The following is a 21,645-nucleotide window of genomic DNA, read 5'->3' on the forward strand; positions in this document are numbered from 1 at the left end:
GCCCTATTATGGAGCTTTGTTTGGAATGAAATTAATGTATTGTTATTTTGTGTCGCCTTCGCTGTAGAAATTGTTTTCTTCGTCTTCCGATCCAATTTCTTCCTGTTCATCATCAAGCTCAGAACCCGGAATATCTAAATCATTTCCGATTTTGTCACTGTTTTGTTTCCACTCATGATCTTCCTGATTTATAATGAGTTTTTCTCCTGAGATCCCTTCCGGATCAATGTCTTCGAGGTTTTCTTCCTGATTGTAAATGTCTTCGGTTGGAGGATAATCTAAGTTTTCCAGATTTCTTTCGATGTTTTTTTCAATTTGAGCATCCTTAATCTGATCTGTTTTTTCTTCTGAGTTTATCATGATTTCTAATGTTTAGTTGATAATTATTTCTTATAAAATTATAAAAGGAAACCATTTACATCGTTATATTTTACTATTGTGATTGTTGTAAGTTTTACATTTGATTATTGTTGGTAATAGATAAATCCTGGTCTTGCGTTAGGGATAGCAGCGACATCTCCCGATTTAGAAAAACAAGGCTTTTTAGCCGTAGTTTTTGTTATTGGGAATACAGCGAATAGCCCGACCGTAGGGAACGCCCAAAATAAATTTGAAAGACCAGGTGCAAAATCTGAAAATTCAGTGGTTAAGGTTTAATGTTTCAAGTCCTTGAAAAACATTATCTGATTTTCTAATTGACAAATTTTCTAATTAATAAAAATTCCCTCAAATTAATCTATCTTTGCGCTCTGAAAAAAGAAACAGATGAAGTTTGATTTATTACAAAAAGATCCGCAGTCTAAAGCAAGAGCGGGGAGTATTACTACAGATCATGGCGTAATTGAAACGCCTATCTTTATGCCTGTTGGAACAGTTGCTTCTGTAAAAGGCGTACATCAGCGTGAATTGAAAGACGATATTAATCCGGATATTATTCTCGGAAACACATACCATCTGTACTTGCGTCCACAAACGGAGATTTTGGAAAAAGCAGGTGGACTACATAAGTTCATGAATTGGGATCGTAATATTTTGACTGATTCAGGTGGATATCAGGTGTATTCTCTTTCGAATAACAGAAAAATTAAGGAAGAAGGAGTAAAGTTTAAATCACACATTGATGGTTCGTATCACTTTTTTACTCCGGAGAATGTAATGGAAATTCAGCGTACCATTGGAGCCGATATCATTATGGCTTTTGACGAATGTACACCGTATCCTTGTGATTACAGATACGCACAGCGATCTATGCACATGACACACCGCTGGCTGGATCGTTGTATTAACCATTTAGATAAAGTTCCTTATAAATACGGATACGAACAAACGTTTTTTCCTATTGTTCAGGGAAGTACATATAAAGATCTGCGTCGTCAATCTGCTGAATATATTGCTAATTCAGGTCAGCAGGGAAATGCAATCGGAGGACTATCAGTAGGGGAGCCTGCTGAGGAAATGTATGCGATGACAGAAGTGGTTTGCGAAATTCTTCCGGAAGATAAACCCCGTTATTTAATGGGAGTTGGAACGCCAATTAATATTTTGGAAAATATTGCGTTAGGAATTGATATGTTTGATTGTGTGATGCCAACGCGTAATGCGAGAAACGGAATGTTGTTTACTGCAAACGGAACAATCAATATCAAAAATAAAAAATGGGAAGCTGACTTTTCTCCAATTGATGAAATGGGACATACTTTTGTAGATACAGAATATACAAAAGCATACTTACGTCATTTGTTTGCAGCCAACGAATATTTAGGAAAACAAATTGCAACGATTCATAATCTTGGTTTTTATATGTGGTTGGTTCGTGAAGCCAGAAGACATATCTTAGCAGGAGATTTTAGACCATGGAAAGAAATGATGGTTAAAAATATGAGTCAAAGACTATAAAAAATGTTTCAGGTTATTTTTGTTTCAGGTTTCAGGTTTCTGTAGAGAAACTGAAACCTGAAACTTAAAACTTGAAACTTTTGAACCTGAAACAAAAGTTTTATGTTAACGATAATAGATAAGTATATTTTAAAAAGATATTTAGCCACTTTTTCGGTGATGATTCTTTTATTTATTCCGATTGGGATTGTAATTGACGTTTCTGAAAAGGTGAATAAAATGCTGGAGAACAAAATTCCGTTTACCGAAATTGCGATTTATTATTACAATTTTACGGTTTATTTTGCGAACTCCTTGTTTCCGATATTTTTATTTTTATCAGTAATCTGGTTTACTTCTAAACTGGCCAATAATACAGAGATTATTGCGGTTTTAAGTTCGGGAATTTCATTTACACGTTTTTTAAGGCCTTACATTATTGGGGCTTCTATTGTTTCTGTTTTTGTTCTTTTAATGGGTTTCTTTATAGTTCCGGCAGCCAGTGAAGGGTTTAATAATTTTAGGTATACGTATCTAAAAGGGAATGGAAAACAACTGATGCGTGGTGAAAACACGAATGTTTACAGACAAATAAATGACAACGATTTTATTTTTGTAAATAGTTTTAATGAGGAGACTAAAACAGCTTTTAATTTTTCATTGGAACATTTTGAAAAGGACAAACTGACTTATAAAATTACCGCAAGCCGAATTACCTGGGATCCTAAAAAGAAAACCTATATTTTGTATGATTATACCAAGAGAACTCTTGGGGAATTGAATGATAAAATTGAAAAATCTCCAGACAAAAAAGTTCATTTTAAGTTTGAACTGGCAGATTTAACCCCGGTGGTTTACATTGCCGAAACACTTTCACTCGGAAAATTAATCGATTTTATTGAAAAGGAAAAAAAAAGAGGTTCCGGAAACATCAATACTTATTTAGTAGTGCTTTATAAAAAATACAGTGTACCGGTTTCAGCTTTTATTCTGACAATTATTGCAGTTGCAGTTTCGTCAATGAAACGCCGTGGCGGAATGGGAACTAATCTTGCAATTGGAATTGCAATTGCATTTTCATTTGTTTTTTTTGATAAAATATTTGGTACACTTGCCGAAAAATCTACATTTTCACCTTTATTAGCTGTTTGGTTTCCGAATATTGTATTTGGAATTTTGGCAGTTTACTTATTACGTAATGCGAAACGATAATTTAAAAAGTTATTTAAATCTTCATTTAATTGTTTTTATATGGGGGTTTACAGCAATTTTAGGCGCTTTAATAACTATTGATGCAGAGAATCTGGTTTGGTACAGAATGCTGCTTGCCGGAGTTTTTCTGGCTGCTTTTATAGTTTATAAAAAACAATCTTTTGTCATATCAGGAAAGTCTTTTGCTAAATTAATTTTTGTCGGATTATTAATAGCGCTTCATTGGATTTTCTTTTTTAAAGCAATTCATGTTTCTAATGTTTCGATAACATTGTCAATATTCTCTCTGGGTGCTTTTTTTGCATCATTGTTAGAACCTCTTTTTTATGGAAGGAAAATATTGTGGTATGAAGTTTTTTTTGGATTAATAATCATTGGAGGCTTAGCTTTGATTATGCAGGTTGAAGTAAAATATCTGAATGGAATGTATTACGCTTTGGCTTCGATTATTTTAGGGGTTTTATTTACTTTAATGAATGGGAAATTGATTTCTGATCATGAGCCTTCTGTTATTACATTTTATGAATTTGGTGCAGGAGTTTTCTTTATATCCATTTATTTTTTGGTGCAGGGAAAATTCACAGCTGATTTTTTTACCATGTCATTAAACAATTGGGGGCTGTTACTTATTTTAGCTTCGGTTTGTACTGCTTATGCTTTTACGGCATCGGTAAAAGTAATGCAGAAATTAACACCTTATACAGTAATGTTAACGACTAATTTAGAACCTGTTTACGGAATTATGCTTGCCTATTTTATTTTGGGAGGAAAAGAAAAAATGAGTACTGAATTTTATATTGGCGCTCTGATAATTGTAATTACAGTTATTTTAAACGGTGTTTTCAAACATTCTAAAAACAAAGAAAAAGTGTAATATTTACCTTATGTTTATTTTGCATTATTCTATTTAAATACAAATTATTTATACCAATGATATAATATTTTTATATTTGCGGTTCGATTTAAAAACAAAATTCAAAAATCCATGGAATATTTAGATTTTGAGCTTCCAATAAAAGAACTTGAAGAACAATTAGAAAAGTGTGTTATAATTGGAAAAGAATCTGACGTTGATGTTACGCCAACTTGTAAGGAAATCAACAAGAAATTAGAACAAACTAAGAAAGATATATACAAAAACCTTACGGCCTGGCAGCGAGTACAATTGTCAAGGCATCCAAACAGACCTTATACTTTAGATTATATCAGAGCCATTTGTGGCGAAACTTTTTTAGAGCTTCATGGAGACAGAAACTTTAAGGATGATAAAGCTATGGTGGGAGGCCTTGGAAAAATAAACGGTCAGTCGTTTATGATTGTGGGACAACAAAAAGGCTTTAATACAAAAACACGTCAGTACCGTAATTTTGGTATGGCAAATCCTGAAGGATACCGCAAAGCTTTACGTTTGATGAAAATGGCAGAGAAATTCGGAATCCCGGTTTTAACTTTAGTAGATACACCGGGTGCATATCCCGGACTAGAAGCTGAAGAAAGAGGGCAGGGAGAAGCAATCGCAAGGAATATTTTCGAAATGGTTCGCCTTAAAGTGCCAATTATTACGATTATTGTTGGAGAAGGAGCTTCAGGCGGAGCTTTAGGAATAGGTGTTGGAGATAAAGTTTATATGTTAGAAAATACCTGGTATTCTGTAATTTCTCCAGAATCATGTTCTTCAATTTTATGGAAAAGCTGGGAGTACAAAGAACGTGCTGCTGATGCTTTAAAATTGACTTCATCTGACATGAAAAAGCAAAAATTAGTTGATGATGTTATTCCGGAACCACTTGGCGGAGCACATTATGACAGAGAAACTACTTTTAAAACCGTAGCTGAATATATTACGAAAGGATATAACGAATTGAAAGATTTATCAACAGCCGACTTAATTGCCCAAAGAATGGATAAGTACAGTAATATGGGTGAGTATAAGGAATAAATTTATATAAATTGATTTAAAATCCGAAACCTTACAGTTTCGGATTTTTTTTGGTTATGAACAAAAAATACTTATTTATAAACAATTATTACTTATAACTCAATAGTAATGTTTTTTTTAATTTCGCTAATTTCGCTATATGGAAAATTTCAAAAATATAAACCCTGTAAAGGTAGATAAAACCACTATTATTAATCTGGAGAAAGGAAAATTGCCACCGCAAGTTCTTGATTTAGAGGAGGCTGTGCTTGGTGCTATGATGATTGATAAAAAAGGGGTTGATGATGTAATTGATATTTTACAGCCGGATGCTTTTTACAAAGAGGCACACAAACATATTTTTGAAGCCATTATACAGCTTTTTACAGAAACGCAGCCAATTGATTTACTTACGGTATCAAGTCAGTTAAAAAAGAATGGCAAATTAGAATTAGTTGGAGGTGATTTTTATTTAATACAGCTTACACAAAAAATTGCGTCTTCGGCACACATCGAATTTCATTCACGTATCATTCTTCAAAAGTTTATCCAAAGAAGTTTAATTCGAATTTCATCTGAAATTATTGAGGCATCGTATGATGAAACTACGGATGTTTTCGATTTATTAGACCAGGCCGAATCAAAACTATATGAAGTAACTCAGGGAAATATCAAACGTAGTTCTGAAACTGCACAAAGTTTAGTTTTACAAGCTAAAAAGAAAATTGAAGAAATTTCTAAAAAAGAGGGATTAAGTGGTGTGGAAACCGGTTTTACTAATTTAGATAAACTGACTTCCGGATGGCAACCCAGTGATTTAATTATTATTGCAGCAAGACCTGCGATGGGAAAAACGGCGTTTGTACTTTCTATGGCCAGAAATATTGCTATCCAGTTTGGACATGCAGTAGCTTTGTTCTCTCTGGAAATGGCATCTGTTCAGTTGATTACCAGGTTAATTTCGTCTGAAACAGGATTGTCATCAGAGAAATTACGTACTGGTAAATTAGAACCTCACGAATGGACTATGTTGAGTACCAAAGTAAAAGACTTAGAAAAAGCCCCTTTATTTATTGATGATACCCCATCGCTTTCTATTTTCGATTTAAGAGCAAAATGCCGTCGTTTAGCTTCGCAACACGGTATTAAAATTATCATTGTCGATTATTTACAGTTAATGACTGCAGGAGGAAATAATAAAGGTGGAGGAAATCGTGAGCAGGAAATCTCTACCATTTCCCGAAACTTAAAAGCTTTGGCAAAAGAACTTAATGTTCCGGTAATTGCACTTTCTCAATTATCGCGTGCTGTAGAAACACGTGGATCCAGCAAACGTCCTTTACTTTCAGATCTTCGTGAATCTGGAGCAATTGAGCAGGATGCTGATATTGTTTCGTTTTTATACCGACCAGAATATTACAAAATTGACGAATGGGATGATGATGAAGCTTCGCCAACCGCTGGTCAGGCAGAAATCATGATCGCAAAACATCGTAATGGTGGCATCGAAAATGTTCGTTTAAAATTTATAGGGCACCTTGGGAAATTCGATAACCTTGATGATTTTTCAGGCAGCTATGATGATTTACCATCAAAAATGAATCACGATGACAACCCTTTTATCACTAAAAACCTTCCTTCTGCGAATGAAGCTTTCGGAAGTAATTTAAATGATGACGATGATGACAGTGATGTGCCGTTTTAAAACGGCATAAAATAAACTTACTATAAAGAAGAGGGGAAATCATTGGATTTTTCCCTCTATGAGGTTAAAGGAGTATAGAAGCTTTTTCATAAACAAAATAAACACCATCTGCAAGTTGCAAACACAGTTCAAAAGAATACTTTGAAAAGAGAATGTGTTGCAAAAAAAAAGGCCTTGATTTTGACTCAAGACCTTTCGTATTATTTTAAAAAATGAACTTATTTAAAATTCCATCCTAGTGTTACACCAAAAGCTACAGGTTTAATTTCAGCATCTTTATCCGTACTGTACAAGCCATTAATTTTCCTATCAGATGCAGATGTTGGGTTATAACCAATATAGGATTCATTCTTGTTTTGGTCTAAAATTGAACCATACCCATTTTCCAGAAACATGGCCGCATATAACGAATTCTTCCTTCCCATATCAAATGTAAATCCTAACTCAAAAGAACTCATTATAATTCCTTTCGTTTTATACTCTCCTGATGAGGAATAATTATCCTGGCCACCAAAACCATATTCTGGTAAATCATCAATAGTCAGGTTTACATCTGGATAATAAGCGCTACCATTTACGTAATCGGCTGTTGCTTTAATTTTATAGTTTACAGGTAAAAAATATTTAGCTCCGGCTCTAAAATTAAAATCAATACCCTTGTTAATATTTGTTTTATACTGCACAAAAAGAGGGATTTGCACAGCATGTAAAGTTTGTTTTTCTCTATAATTGTTGGTAGTAACGTTATAAACAAATGCTGAAGTTGAAGCATCAACTTCAAAAGTAGAAAGTGTTGCAGAAGGCTGAGACAAAGAAACTTCTTGTTTGTATTGTGAGAACTCTAGCCCTGAACCAATACCAAAATGATTATTTAAAGAGTAGATATAACCTGCTTTTACAGCTCCGCCAAGGCGATTACCTGTTTGTATACCAGTAATATCACTCTGAATATTCCCTATTCCCGACTGTATACCTACATAAAACTGTGCAGCTATTCCTTGGGAAATTAAGAAAGCTATAGTTCCAATTATGTTTTTAATATTGAATTTCATAGATGTAAAATTTATTTTTTAGTGTCCCTATATGTTATCGCCTTTTTACTCATTTGTTTTTGTTCACACAAACTTGTTGTTAATGACGATTTCATACTTGTTTTTAAATTAGAATAATCCATCCTCATTCATTAAAAATGAGGATGTCATATTCTGTAAATTATTTTTAATTTTTAACGAGAAGGTTTTTTGTAAAATATTTACCATTTGCTAAGGTCATTTTTACAATATAAATTCCTTCAACGCTCGGAGCACTCATGTCAATAGTATTTTGACTTGGGTTTGTAATAGTAGTTAGTAAGTTACCTGTTAAATTATAAAGTTCAACACGTGCATTTTGTAATCTGCTTGTACTAACATTCGTCATTAATTGGAAACTTGCATTGCTTCTAACAGGGTTTGGAACAATTCTTATGTACTCTTCTTCTATTGTTGGAGAGAAAGTCAACGTACAGGTTGTAATTAATGTTCCGTCTAATTTTGTTGCTACGGCATAATAAGTTCCATTCAAGGCAGCACTTTCTTTGAAATATTGTGAAGTTTGACCCGGAACTAAAACCCCATTTTTATACCAGCTATACGATTTAAAACTCTTAGAACTATTGTCAAAGAATATAATATTTTCAAATTGTTTTCTAATCAGGTTAGGCTGACTAGATACTACTGGTAAAACAACTGCTGGAGCTGCATTGTAATTCATGTTGCCTGGTTGCGAAGCTGTTATAGTTGCAGACCCATAATTTTGGAAAATTAATGAATTATTTGAAACAGTAGCAATGTTAGTATTAGAAGAAGCATAATTTACTGCCAAACCACTATTAGCAACAGCAGTCAAAACAATACTAGTTTCTCCATTACACCCTAATCCCAAAGTCTGATTCCAGGTAATTACCTGATCTGCTTTCGTAATAGTAAAATTAGAGCCATTATGCATAATGGTATAATTTCCACCGGCACTTAAGTTACCTTGTGTGATAGCGTAAACACCCACATTCTCTCCAGCAGTTCTGCTTAAAGCTCCTGTGAAAGAATCACCACTTACTAAACTTGGAGAAACCGTATAAGTAAAAACAGGATCTGTTGTTCCATATACTTTGGTTTGTGATGGAGTTGCTGTTACTGTAATTGGTTTTGCCGTAATCGTAAAATCTTTGCTTACGTAAGTAATGTTATAATTAGAACCGGCACTCAAACTTCCTTGTGTGATAGCGTAAACACCCACATTTTCTCCAGCAGTCCTTGTTAAAGTTCCAGCGAAAGAATCACCACTTATTAAACTTGGAGAAACCGTATAAGTGTAAACAGGATTTACTGTTCCATAAACTTTTGTTTGTGAAGCATCTGCCGTTACTGTAATAGGTTTTGCCGTAATAGTAAAATCTTTGCTTACATAAGTAATGTTATAATTAGAACCGGCACTTAAGTTTCCTTGTGTAATGGCATAGTTTCCAATATTCTCTCCAGCAGTTCTGCTTAAAGCTCCTGTGAAAGAATCACCACTTACTAAGCTTGGAGAAACCGTATAAGTAAAAACAGGATCTGTTGTTCCATATACTTTGGTTTGTGAAGCATCTGCTGTTACTGTAATTGGTTTTGCCGTAATAGTAAAGTTAGCGCCTGCGTAACTAATCGTATAATTAGATCCGGCACTCAAACTTCCTTGGGTGATAGCATAAGTTCCTATATTTTCCCCTGCAACTCTAGTTAAAGCTCCTGTAAAGGAATCACTACCTACTAAACCTGGTGAAACTGTATAAGCAAAAACAGGATCTATTGTTCCGTAAACTTTCGTTTGTGATGGAGTTGCCGTTACTGTAATTGGTTTTGCGGTAATAGTAAAGTTTGCACCAACATAAGTAATTAAATATTTAGATCCAGCTGAAAGCGAACCTTGATTAATAGCATAATTACCAATATTTTCACCACTAACTCTTGTTAAAGATCCTGTGAATGAATCTCCAGAAAGCAAACTTGGTGACACTGTATAAGTTAAAACAGGATCACTCTCCCCATATACTTTAGTTTGAGAAGGTGTTGCAGTTACGGTAATTGGGATTTGATTTAATTTCAGTATATAATTATAGGTAGTAGTACAACTATTAGCATCAGTAGCGGTAACCGTAAAATTACTATCAGCAATTTGAGTTGAAATACCTGTTATCTGTCCAGCTGTTGATAGCGAAAAACCAGAAGGCAAACTTCCCGCTGTAACTGCATAGGTTTTAGATCCTGTTCCTCCTGAAGCTACTATAGTTTGACTATATCCAGTATTGTAATCATAACCAGACAAAACTGTTGTTGTGAAATTAATTGCTGTAGGTTGTGTGATTGTAAAGTTTCGAGTAGCCGTACATAAATTAGCATCGGTTACCGTTACGGTATAAGTTCCTGCACTTAATCCAGTTGCAGTAGCAGCTGTTCCACCCGAAGGCGACCATGAGTAGGTATATCCACCAGCACCTCCCGAAGGAGTAACGGAAGCCGAACCATTAGACCCACCGTTACAAGACACATTTGTTTGCGCAGCAGTTGCCGTACTGATAACCGTTGGTTGTGTGATTGTAAAGTTTCGAGTAGCTGTACATCCGTTAGCATCGGTTACCATTACAGTATATGCTCCTGCACTTAATCCAGTTGCTGTAGCAGCTGTTCCACCCGAAGGCGACCATGAGTAGGTATATCCACCAGCACCACCCGAAGGAGTAACGGAAGCCGAACCATTAGACCCACCGTTACAAGACACATTTGTTTGCGCAGCAGTTGCCGTACTGATAACCGTTGGTTGTGTGATTGTAAAGTTTCGAGTAGCTGTACATCCGTTAGCATCGGTTACCGTTACAGTATATGCTCCTGCACTTAATCCAGTTGCTGTAGCAGCTGTTCCACCCGAAGGCGACCATGAGTAGGTATATCCACCAGCACCACCCGAAGGAGTAACGGAAGCCGAACCATTAGATCCACCGTTACAAGACACATTTGTTTGCGCGGCAGTTGCCGTACTGATAGCCGTTGGTTGTGTAATTGTAAAGTTTCGAGTAGCTGTACATGCGTTAGCATCGGTTACCGTTACGGTATATGCTCCTGCACTTAATCCAGTTGCTGTAGCAGCAGTTCCACCCGAAGGCGACCATGAGTAGGTATATCCACCAGCACCTCCCGAAGGAGTAACGGAAGCCGAACCATTAGATCCACCGTTACAAGACACATTTGTTTGCGCAGCAGTTGCCGTACTGATAGCCGTTGGTTGTGTAATTGTAAAGTTTCGAGTAGCTGTACATGCGTTAGCATCGGTTACCGTTACGGTATATGCTCCTGCACTTAATCCAGTTGCTGTAGCAGCTGTTCCACCCGAAGGCGACCATGAGTAGGTATATCCACCAGCACCACCCGAAGGAGTAACGGAAGCCGAACCATTAGATCCACCGTTACAAGACACATTTGTTTGCGCAGCAGTTGCCGTACTGATAGCCGTTGGTTGTGTAATTGTAAAGTTTCGAGTAGCTGTACATGCGTTAGCATCGGTTACCGTTACGGTATATGCTCCTGCACTTAATCCAGTTGCTGTAGCAGCTGTTCCACCCGAAGGCGACCATGAGTAGGTATATCCACCAGCACCACCCGAAGGAGTAACGGAAGCCGAACCATTAGATCCACCGTTACAAGACACATTTGTTTGCGCAGCAGTTGCCGTACTGATAACCGTTGGTTGTGTGATTGTAAAGTTTCGAGTAGCTGTACATCCGTTAGCATCGGTTACCGTTACGGTATATGCTCCTGCACTTAATCCAGTTGCTGTAGCCGCTGTTCCACCCGAAGGCGACCATGAGTAGGTATATCCACCAGCACCTCCCGAAGGAGTAACGGAAGCCGAACCATTAGATCCACCGTTACAAGACACATTTGTTTGCGCAGCAGTTGCCGTACTGATAACCGTTGGTTGTGTGATTGTAAAGTTTCGAGTAGCTGTACATCCGTTAGCATCGGTTACCGTTACGGTATATGCTCCTGCACTTAATCCAGTTGCTGTAGCCGCTGTTCCACCCGAAGGCGACCATGAGTAGGTATATCCACCAGCACCACCCGAAGGAGTAACGGAAGCCGAACCATTAGACCCACCGTTGCAAGACACATTTGTTTGCGCAGCAGTTGCCGTACTGATAACCGTTGGTTGTGTGATTGTAAAGTTTCGAGTAGCGGTACATGCGTTAGCATCGGTTACCGTTACGGTATATGCTCCTGCACTTAATCCAGTTGCTGTAGCAGCAGTTCCACCCGAAGGCGACCATGAGTAGGTATATCCACCAGCACCTCCCGAAGGGGTAACGGAAGCAGAACCATTAGATCCTCCATTACAAGACACATTTGTTTGCGCGGCAGTTGCCGTACTGATAGCCGTTGGTTGTGTAATTGTAAAGTTTCGAGTAGCGGTACATCCGTTAGCATCGGTTACCGTTACAGTATATGCTCCTGCACTTAATCCGGTTGCTGTAGCAGCCGTTCCACCCGAAGGCGACCAAGAATAAGTATATCCACCAGCACCTCCCGAAGGAGTAACGGAAGCCGAACCATTAGATCCACCGTTACAAGACACATTTGTTTGCGCAGCAGTTGCCGTACTGATAGCCGTTGGTTGTGTAATTGTAAAGTTTCGAGTAGCTGTACATCCGTTAGCATCGGTTACCGTTACAGTATATGCTCCTGCACTTAATCCGGTTGCTGTAGCAGCTGTTCCACCCGAAGGCGACCATGAGTAGGTATATCCACCAGCACCGCCCGAAGGGGTAACGGAAGCAGAACCATTAGATCCTCCATTACAAGACACATTTGTTTGCGCCGCAGTTGCCGTACTGATAGCCGTTGGTTGTGTGATTGTAAAGTTTCGAGTAGCTGTACATGCGTTAGCATCGGTTACCGTTACGGTATATGCTCCTGCACTTAATCCAGTTGCTGTAGCAGCTGTTCCACCCGAAGGCGACCATGAGTAGGTATATCCACCAGCACCACCCGAAGGAGTAACGGAAGCAGAACCATTAGATCCACCGTTACAAGACACATTTGTTTGCGCAGCAGTTGCCGTACTGATAGCCGTTGGTTGTGTAATTGTAAAAGCACGAGTCGTCGAACAACCCATATTATCTGTTACAGTACAGGTCCAGACTCCAGGAGTCAAACCACTAACAGAAACTGTTCCATCACCTGTTGGGGTGCCTGGTGTCCAGTTGTAGGTATATGGTCCTGTTCCTCCAGTAGCAGCATTTACTGTTGCAGCTCCAGTTGAGCCACCATTACAAGCAATGTTTGTTTGAGATGCTGCTGTTAAAGTAATCGTAGTTACGGATAATAATCCTGAAAGTGAATTGCTACTACAAGAACCATCCTTAGCTACGCAGCGATATAAAAAACCGTTCATGCCAGAAGTTGCCCCTGTGATTGTTAAAATATTTGTTGTAGCATTTGAGTAAACACCACTATTTGTAATATCTGTAAAACCAGAACCCGTATTTACCTGCCATTGGTAAGCCGTCGCACCAGTTGCGGTTGCTGAGAATGTGGTATTACCATCATTACAAATTGATTGGTCTGAAGGACTAGCAGTTATGATAGGTGCTGTACAAAATGGTGCTTCGAAAAGGCGAAAATTGTCTACTGCAATTTCTTGAGACGCAGTAGCATTTACATGACAATTAAAACGGATATCTAAAGTAGTTCCTGTCCCGGATATTGATGCTGTTAATTCTGTAAAGGCATAACTTAAAGCTGTTCCGTCTCCTAATAAATCACCGTTAGTATCTACACTAAATGTATTGGAGCTATTAGCGTTATTTGAATATATTCCGATGGCTTTTGTCCATGCCCCTCCATCAATTCTATATTCTATGGCCATAAAATCCTGAGCAGAACCCCAGTCCGTTCCTTGGTAACTACCATTAAATTGATTACAAGCAAAAAGACCTTTAAAGGATAGTCCTGATTTTCCACTAATATTAATACCGCTCCAAGTTACTTGTTGATTGGCACTTATAGAAGCGTTTGTGCAGGTCGGTCCTCTATCAATATCTTCGGCTGCAAAAAATTTAGTACCTTCAAATCCAGAATAAGTATCAGATTGCAAAGCAATTCCAGCTAGTGCAGTTCTAAAGAAATACGAAGTTGCTGGACTGTTACAAGAAAAATAGGCAATTGATGGTGTTCTGGTTCCAGTACTTGGAGCCCCCGTATCTTCAAAGGTGTCGCTCCAAAATAGCGTTTGCGCATTTCCTCCAGTCCAAAACAGGGAGAGGAACAATATAAAAATTAAAGTAAAGTTTTTTTTCATGGTTACATAATTTAATTAGATGTTATTTGTTAAAAATTAGTTAAGAATTTCTGCCAGGACAGGTTTTAGTGCTATAAATTGTGAAGCCGTCATTATACCTTGTTCTGCACTAAGAATTTCAATCGCAATTTGTTTTTTATCTTCACAAGCTATATTTAAGGTATTAGTGAAAGAAACTATTGTTCCCGGTTGATTTTCATGAGATTCATTTAATAAATAAGCTGAAATTATTTTAATCTGTTCTCCTAATAGTGTTGCATCAGCACCATTATTCCAAGGATTACAAGCATTTATTAGTGAAATTATTTCCTCTGCTGTCATTCGTTTCCAATTAATATAAGTGTCTGACAAATCTGGCTTTTCATAATAATAGGATTGTGTTTCATCTTGTGGCTCGTTGGGAATATTATTGGCAAATTGCAGCATATTTGCCGTATTCAATGCAACTTGAGCTAAATGTTCACTTAGTTTTACTGTTAGTTTGCCATAAGTATCACCCGTTTCAATAACAATAGAATCATTAAAAATGATATTTCCTTCATCAAATTTTGAGTTCATAAAATGGACACAGATGGCGGTTTCGGTTTCCTGATTTTTAAGAACTTCAAAAATGGGCATTGGTCCCCGATACTGAGGCAGCGGTCCGGGATGAAAATTGATGAATTTATTTTCTCCGTATGCTAAAACGCTTTCAGGAAGTAAAAACGGAAATGAGATACAAAAGATGTAGTCAGGTTGAATCTTATCAATCCATGTTCTCATTTCAGATATGCTTTTAGTATTAGGAAAAGATTTAAAACCAAAATTGTTGTCTTCAGCTTCTCTCTCTAGTGCGTCTATGATTGTATGGTTTCCTTTTCCAATTCCAATGGCACATATGAATTTTTCAAATGCTAATAATTGTAGTGCTTTAAAAGCAAATTTTCCACCACATAGTACTAATATTTTTTTTTGTGCTTCCATAATTAAATGCACGTATAGCTATTATACCATGCCGATGTTGAATTATTGAGGTTCTGATTAGTTAATTTTTGAAAATGTTCAAATACATCATTTGCAATACTTTCTATCTGTATTTCACATTTCCCTTCACTATTTGGAATTATAGTTGAGTTGTATAAAGGTGAAATAGAAGTATTTGTTTTAGAATCAAAATAAATAGTGCCTCTTGGACTTTTAAACGTAAAAGATTTGATGCCTGAGGCTATTTGCGTCATGTTATTTTTAGACAGGTCAATTAATTCTATAACTTTTAATGCTAAAGAAGCACTTTCCCAGCTTAGTAATGAAAATATATTAGGAGTCCTGTTCGCTGCTGTGATTGTTTCGATAAATATTTTATTTTCCTCAGAGTCTATTTTTTTAGACCAGGCTGCAATTCCTTTTATGTTTTCGCCAGGATATTCTGCATCCGCCAGCATCATTTCTTCAAACCCGAAAGGAGGTAAGTAAATTGGAATATTTTGTCCTTCAAATGAGTTTTTGATACCTTCAAAATACCAGTGAACAAAATCACCGCTAAACAAACTCAATAAGGCACTATTAGGAAATTTTTCTAAATGGTCTTTTAAAGGTGCAATCGTAAAATCTTCTTCCTTATATCCTGTGGCATGATTAAAAGCGATTTTTCCTCCATTTTCTTCAAATCCTTTTGATATACCATAAGTATGTAAATAGCCTCCATCATAGTAACCTGTCACCATTCCAGCTGATGTATATCCATCATTTACGGCTTGTCTGGCAGCCATTGAAGCCCCTAAGGAATTGTGTAGTGAATGATAAAAAATATTTGGGCAAGCAGGCCATTCGTGAGGCAAATTAGCTCCGGCATCTAAAACAATTAAGATTTTGTTGGCGGCAAGAAAAAGCGGACGAAGTAATTGCGCCATACGGTGACCTATGTAAGCTATTACTACAGAAACGTTTTCTTCTAGTAAAAGTTTTTCCGCACTGCGGTAACATTGTTGTTTATCTGAACCAAAACCTATATTTTCTGTAACGATTCGAATGTCGTTTCTTCCTAAATGTTTTAATCCGGAACGTAGTCCCTCATAAAGATCGAAACTAATGCTTTGATAGTATGTTGATCGGGCTAATAAAATACCTATTGTTTGCATATTGTTTAAGTAAAAAAGGAAACTTCCATATTGAAAATTTCCTTTAATGTTTTTAATTAATTTCTGCTTGGAAATATCCCTTCCGTTGCGATGGAATAATTAATAGTTAAGTAGGGATTCATTATATTAAAAGGCGCATTTCCACCTGTTGCATCTGATGTTCCGCTTACTGTTGTGCCTCCTGTATAAACATTTGGTGAAGGTCCATTACCTGAATAAGTGGGAGTTATTGTTGTAGCTGGGAAGTTACCTTCTGGTACAGATTCATCAGCATTCCCTGATGAGGCCTTTATTTTTACGCTAACATTACTCAATGTATGAATATGCTGTGGTAAATTTGATAAAAGTAATGTAGTGCTAGGTAAACCGCCTATTTCTCCGATATTATGATATGGGAGACCAGCTCCTTGTCCCTGACCAATAGGTACACGTCCTTGTAAATCAGGTAATCCGAATGTGGTTTGCCCGTTTCCTCCATAATTAGTTCCTAAGAGTGCAAATAAAGCTGTGTTTTGGGCAATACTCATAAGTTGTCCCTGACATGTTAAGTAGCCTAGGGGAGCAAAATTAAATCCTAATATTTTTATCTCTCCAATAAATGGTTCTGTAGACATAATGCTTTGTTTTAAGAGTTTTTTTTAATTTCTGCTTGGAAAAATTCCTTGAGTAGCTATTGAATAATTGATAACTAAATAAGGATTCATAATAGATAGAGGAAGGCTTCCTCCTGTTATATCTGTAGTACCGGAAACAGTTGTTCCTCCTGTAAAAACATTTGGAGTTGCTCCATTTCCTGAATAAGTGGGATTTATTGTTGTTGCAGGGAAATTACCTTCTGGGACAGATTCGTCAGCATTCATTGATGAGGCCTTTATTTTTACACTAACATTACTCAATGTATGAATATGTGATGGGATATTAGATGTTAGCAATGTTACATTTGGAGTACCAGCAGCTTCACCCATGACATGTAATGGTAATCCTGGGCCTTGACCCTGCCCAATAGGCATACGCCCCTGCAAATTAGGAAGCCCAAAAGTTTGAACTCCGTTTCCTCCATAAGTTGTACCCAGTAAAGAAAAAAGAGCGGTATTTTGTGCAATTGATAAGAGTTGACCACTGCAGCTCATATAGCCTCGAGGTGCAAAATCAAACCCAAAAATTTTTATTTCTCCAATAAATGGTTCTGTAGACATAGTTTTTAGTTATATAGTTAAAAAATAAATTAGATGTTTTTTAGCTTTTTCACTGTCTCCTTTATGAATTTCAATTCTTAATCAGTTACAAGCTTTATATTAAGTTTTAAAAGATTAATTAATCAAGCTATTCAAAACTATATTATTCCATGTTTTTTCTTAAATAAAATGACATGAACAGCCTTTTTTATGTTATAAGCGATTATATTTTGTAATTGCTTATTATTACTCTAATGTTTGGTTTTAGAAAATATTCAAAAAAATAATTTCCTTGGCAAATGACTCTGTTACATAAGTTTTTTGCTAAGAGATTAATCCCAAATTTAAGTCATAATAAAAATTTGGATATGCGTATTTATACCTGTTTTTTAATTAAGGTAAGTGCAAGTGGTTGTTTATCAGTATTTTTTTTTCAGTAATAACTATTGCTTTTTTATTAGTAGATGTTAATTTTTTAAAATAATTCCTTAGTTTAGCTAAAAAATTATTCTTGATTTTAACATAATAACCTAACAAAAATCAAAATTATGTCAGAAGAAAAATTTCCGGGACCAATTCAAATTTCATTAGCTGTAGCTAAAGAATGGGAAAAAAGATACGAGGATGAGAATCTCGTAGAGGATAATAAGAACAAAGTAAGATCCTATTTAATTCCAAGAGAAAGTTTAGAAACTGTATTACAGCTAGAGGCTGAAGCAGTTCGTGCCTATATTGGTATTAATGATCAAAATGAAAAGACATTACTATTTGTTGGGGCAAAACTAGACAAAGAAACAGGTAAATATATCGACGTTTACGGGCCACCTGTAAATCAGGATGAGGCAAAAATATTAGGAGATGTTGTTTACGATGGAACACGTCCTTCACCTCCTTTTTAAAACACTGAAATTCAATATTAATGATAGATTTTTTAATATATTCAGGTTATTTTTTTTTATTAATTAATCTGATTTTATACACCTATAGCTTTTTCCTTTTGGAAAAAGCTAATGTTTTTTTTATAAGTTATTTGCTTTTTGCTTTTATAATGCAAATTACTATGGAGTGGATGTATCATTTGAAATTAGATAATTTATTTCTAATCAATATTTTTGTTATAGGACAAATGATTTTATTAAGTTTGTTTTATGCTTCGATTTTAAAATTAAAATCTCAAGCAAAAGTTGTAAAGTGTAGTTTGTATTTTGCTTTATTAGTATTGAGTGTTCAATTTTTTATTGATCCTAAACAATTTTTAAAATTTAATTTATTCGAAATTACTCTTACTTCTTTATTGATAGTAGTGTTCGCATTATTACATTTTTATAATATGCTTACAGAACATAAAACGTATTATTATATTACGATAGGTATTATTTTTTTTATGTTAGGCTCTACTATTTTGTATTTGGTAGGAAATATTACTTTAACTTTGAGTAAGGATGTGAAATATTTTTCCTGGACATTAAATGCTTTTCTGTTTTTAATATACCAATTAGTTATTTTATATGAATGGAAAATAAGTTTTTCTAAAAAAACTGTTTTGTAAGCTTAACAATTTTGTTGAATTATCATAATATTAAATCATTAACTATGAAAAAAATTAAAGTACACATTGTTTTTACAATTATGGTTTTTATGTTCTCATGTCAAAAAGAAAGTACTCAGGATGATGCTATTTCAGCAACAACTTTACAAAAAGAAAGTTGGTTGACAGCAAAGTTAGATGCTAAATTTGCCAGTTCCCAAAAACAAGTTGCTGCTTATTTATTTTCTACAGAGGAAATGAAGGCATTAGTAGAAACGCCTAATATTGAAGAAGTACATTTTGTATTAGGTTATGCTGATAATACAATACGGATAGAAGTGATTGGTGTTGATAAATCGGGAGATGATTTAGGTTCTGTTAAATCAACAATTTTGAAAGAATTAAACTTAACTAAGCTTAATGAATTGTCTATAAGTAAAACTAATAAAAGAACATCCTTATTAACCAAACATTTGTTATTGCCAAAAGATGCTTCGGTTTGGATAGAAGCCTGGCAAAAAAAGTTAAATACAGTTTCTGATTTAGATGAAATAACCTCTTACGAAGGGAATCGTTTTCGATATTTTAGTTTAGAGTCTGAAATTATTGAGGCCATGGTAGCTAAAAACAATAAAAATATTGGGGTTTTCTTAGGACTTAATTCAAAAGGAAAAGTAACAACAATTTTAATTGGCTTAGATCAAAATAATGTAATTAAAACAACCACTTTAACATCTAAAGAAGCTGAAGATGTTTACGATGGTACCAGACCTTGCCCGCCTTGTGTTGAATCAGAATAAAAAATAATTTAATTAAAAATCTCTATCTACTTTTGTTTGATAGAGATTTTTAATTAAATTATTTTTAAAGGTATTTCTCTGATAAAATTAAATGAATATCTTTGATTTTGCATTATATTCAATAATAAAAGAAATACCACAAATTTATATGAATGTAAATTCAATTCCTGAAAAAGAGATAGTCGCGATTATTTTATATACATCGCTTTTTTTTATGATTGTGTCAATTGCTCTGATTGTCTTTTTTTATTTCTCCAGAAAAAAAATCATTCAAAAAGAATTAGAGAAAAAAGATTTAATACTGACACATCAAAGAGATCAATTACATGCTGTTCTTATTACACAAGAGGAAGAACGTAAAAGGATAGCTCAGGATTTACACGATGATATTAGTTCAAAGTTAAATGTAGTTTCATTAAATAGTTATTTGCTTACTTCTGCGAACTTAACAGAAGCTGAAACCAAAGAGATTACAACTAATATTATCAATCTTACAGCAAAAGCTTTAGATAATTCCAGAAAAATTGCTCACAATTTACTTCCTCCTGTTTTTGATAAATTTGGACTTCATGCAGGTGTAGAGGAATTATGTGAAGAATTTGAAAGCAGTAAATCTCTTAAAGTCTTTTATCAAAATAAAATTGATTTTAATGAAAATGAAAAAAACAAGCACTTACATGTTTTTAGAATCCTGCAAGAGTTGATGAATAACTCTTTAAGACATGGAAAAGCAACTGAAATTTCTATAATTTTTGATAAAGTAAATGGAATTAACAGCTGTATTTATAAAGATAATGGTGTAGGGTTTGATTCTAAAAAATCAGAAAATCAGAAAGGACTTGGAATGAAAAATATTGATAGTAGAATATCTTTTTTAAATGGTAATATTGAAATAAGTTCGGAGGTAAACAAGGGAATTGATGTTTTTTTTACTTTTTAACAAAATTATTGTTTTCATGGTATCTTAATTTTATATTTCAATGCTGTTTTTTTATTAGTTATTTTTTGTAATTTTCAAATTCTAAAAGACTCAATGCCTAAAAAAAATGGATGATCTTAATATCAAAATAGGTTTAGTTGATGACGAAGTTTTGTTTCGTAAAGGAATTTCTTTTTTACTTCAAAGAGAAAAAAATATTGAAATCCTTTTTGAAGCATCAAATGGAGAAGAACTGATTTCTCATTTGAATATTAATGAAACTAAACCAGATATTATTATCATGGATTTAAAAATGCCTGTTTTAAATGGTGTGGAGGCTACCAAAATTATTCGAAAATTTTTTCCCGAAATTAAAATTATTGCTTTAACAAGTTATGATACAAAATCATTTGTAACTAATATAATTCAGGTAGGTGCAGTCGCTTATTTAGTAAAAAGTACAACCCCAAAAGATTTAGTGAACACGATAAATGAAGTTGCTTCTAAAGGATTTTTTTATAATGAAACTATTTTAAAAACAATACAAGATACTATTCAACCTTCTAAAAATTCTAAAATAAATTTGGAATCAGGATTTTTATCGCCTCGGGAAATTGAAATACTTCAACTTATTTGTAATCAAAAAACAACTGCAGAAATTGCCGAAGAACTTTTTTTGAGTCCGAGAACAGTAGAAGGGCATAGAAATAATTTATTACTTAAAACAGAATCAAGAAATATTGCTGGATTAGTCGTATATGCTATTCAAAATGAAATTGCAGTTTTAACACTTTAATTACTCAAAAATTGAATAGATATTATATAATACAAAATAATAGTAATTACTAATATACAAAGAGCTATTTTTTTTAATATATTTAAGTTCTTCGATTCTTTATTTGTATTATTAATTTTCATTTCTTACAAGTTATTTTAATCATCAAATTTAAAGATAATATCCGTATCTCTTGTAAGTATTTATACCTGTTTTTTTGTTTTATTATTTTTTAAATAAATTAAAAAAGAAT

17 protein-coding genes are annotated in these 21,645 nt (G+C 34.7%); 10 read left to right on the forward strand and 7 right to left on the reverse strand.

Features of this window, described 5'->3' with window-relative positions:
* Nucleotides 1-42 precede the first annotated feature (42 nt).
* Nucleotides 43-360 (reverse strand): hypothetical protein, encoded by a 318-nt coding sequence (locus BXU10_RS02830; RefSeq protein ID WP_078226016.1) that lies wholly within the window; start codon nt 358-360, stop codon nt 43-45.
* A 405-nt stretch (nt 361-765) separates the two neighbouring features.
* Here BXU10_RS02830 and tgt point away from each other — a divergent pair, with 405 nt between their 5' ends.
* From tgt to dnaB, 5 genes are all read left to right on the forward strand, one after another.
* Nucleotides 766-1,896, forward strand: coding sequence for a tRNA guanosine(34) transglycosylase Tgt (gene tgt / locus BXU10_RS02835; protein WP_031457394.1), 1,131 nt, complete (start codon nt 766-768; stop codon nt 1,894-1,896).
* Between the two features lie 102 nt (nt 1,897-1,998).
* Nucleotides 1,999-3,087, forward strand: coding sequence for an LptF/LptG family permease (locus tag BXU10_RS02840; protein WP_078226017.1), 1,089 nt, complete (start codon nt 1,999-2,001; stop codon nt 3,085-3,087).
* Nucleotides 3,074-3,961, forward strand: a complete 888-nt coding sequence (locus BXU10_RS02845) for a DMT family transporter (RefSeq protein WP_078226018.1) — start codon at nt 3,074-3,076, stop codon at nt 3,959-3,961. Before BXU10_RS02840 ends, BXU10_RS02845 begins: the two co-directional genes overlap by 14 nt.
* A 111-nt stretch (nt 3,962-4,072) precedes the next feature.
* Complete coding sequence (locus tag BXU10_RS02850) at nt 4,073-5,026, forward strand: acetyl-CoA carboxylase carboxyltransferase subunit alpha (RefSeq protein ID WP_031457397.1); 954 nt, start codon at nt 4,073-4,075, stop codon at nt 5,024-5,026.
* A gap of 139 nt (nt 5,027-5,165) precedes the next feature.
* On the forward strand, nt 5,166-6,710 hold the full coding sequence (dnaB, locus tag BXU10_RS02855; protein ID WP_078226019.1) for a replicative DNA helicase: 1,545 nt from the start codon (nt 5,166-5,168) through the stop codon (nt 6,708-6,710).
* A 218-nt stretch (nt 6,711-6,928) separates the two neighbouring features.
* Here dnaB and BXU10_RS02860 read toward each other — a convergent pair whose 3' ends face one another.
* The 6 genes from BXU10_RS02860 to BXU10_RS02885 all read right to left on the reverse strand — a co-directional run bounded on the left by BXU10_RS02860 (nt 6,929) and on the right by BXU10_RS02885 (nt 17,391).
* A complete protein-coding gene (locus tag BXU10_RS02860) occupies nt 6,929-7,762 on the reverse strand; it encodes an outer membrane beta-barrel protein (RefSeq protein WP_078226020.1) in 834 nt (277 codons plus the stop codon).
* Nucleotides 7,763-7,928: 166 nt separating this feature from the next.
* On the reverse strand, nt 7,929-14,078 hold the full coding sequence (locus BXU10_RS02865; RefSeq protein WP_078226021.1) for an MBG domain-containing protein: 6,150 nt from the start codon (nt 14,076-14,078) through the stop codon (nt 7,929-7,931).
* Nucleotides 14,079-14,114: 36 nt separating this feature from the next.
* A complete protein-coding gene (locus tag BXU10_RS02870; protein WP_078226022.1) occupies nt 14,115-15,041 on the reverse strand; it encodes a methionyl-tRNA formyltransferase in 927 nt (308 codons plus the stop codon).
* Between the two features lie 2 nt (nt 15,042-15,043).
* Nucleotides 15,044-16,195: an ABC transporter substrate-binding protein gene (locus tag BXU10_RS02875; protein ID WP_078226023.1), complete on the reverse strand. Its 1,152-nt coding sequence runs from the start codon at nt 16,193-16,195 to the stop codon at nt 15,044-15,046.
* 56 nt (nt 16,196-16,251) lie between these two features.
* On the reverse strand, nt 16,252-16,809 hold the full coding sequence (locus BXU10_RS02880) for a phage tail protein (protein ID WP_078226024.1): 558 nt from the start codon (nt 16,807-16,809) through the stop codon (nt 16,252-16,254).
* A gap of 24 nt (nt 16,810-16,833) precedes the next feature.
* Nucleotides 16,834-17,391, reverse strand: a complete 558-nt coding sequence (locus tag BXU10_RS02885; protein WP_078226025.1) for a phage tail protein — start codon at nt 17,389-17,391, stop codon at nt 16,834-16,836.
* A gap of 527 nt (nt 17,392-17,918) precedes the next feature.
* Between BXU10_RS02885 and BXU10_RS02890 the strand changes: the two genes are divergently transcribed.
* The 5 genes from BXU10_RS02890 (at nt 17,919) to BXU10_RS02910 (ending at nt 21,413) form a co-directional block, all read left to right on the forward strand.
* Nucleotides 17,919-18,269, forward strand: a complete 351-nt coding sequence (locus BXU10_RS02890) for a hypothetical protein (protein ID WP_078226026.1) — start codon at nt 17,919-17,921, stop codon at nt 18,267-18,269.
* A 20-nt stretch (nt 18,270-18,289) separates the two neighbouring features.
* Nucleotides 18,290-18,919: a hypothetical protein gene (locus tag BXU10_RS02895; protein WP_078226027.1), complete on the forward strand. Its 630-nt coding sequence runs from the start codon at nt 18,290-18,292 to the stop codon at nt 18,917-18,919.
* A 44-nt stretch (nt 18,920-18,963) separates the two neighbouring features.
* Entirely contained in the window at nt 18,964-19,698 is a 735-nt protein-coding gene (locus BXU10_RS02900; protein WP_078226028.1) for a hypothetical protein, read from the forward strand.
* Nucleotides 19,699-19,789: 91 nt separating this feature from the next.
* Nucleotides 19,790-20,638: a sensor histidine kinase gene (locus tag BXU10_RS02905; RefSeq protein WP_223255380.1), complete on the forward strand. Its 849-nt coding sequence runs from the start codon at nt 19,790-19,792 to the stop codon at nt 20,636-20,638.
* A 106-nt stretch (nt 20,639-20,744) separates the two neighbouring features.
* Entirely contained in the window at nt 20,745-21,413 is a 669-nt protein-coding gene (locus BXU10_RS02910; RefSeq protein ID WP_031457745.1) for a response regulator transcription factor, read from the forward strand.
* The last annotated feature ends 232 nt before the right edge of the window (nt 21,414-21,645 follow it).

The sequence above is a fragment of the Flavobacterium sp. LM4 genome, from assembly GCF_002017935.1.
GTDB classification, from domain to species: Bacteria; Bacteroidota; Bacteroidia; order Flavobacteriales; family Flavobacteriaceae; genus Flavobacterium; species Flavobacterium chungangense.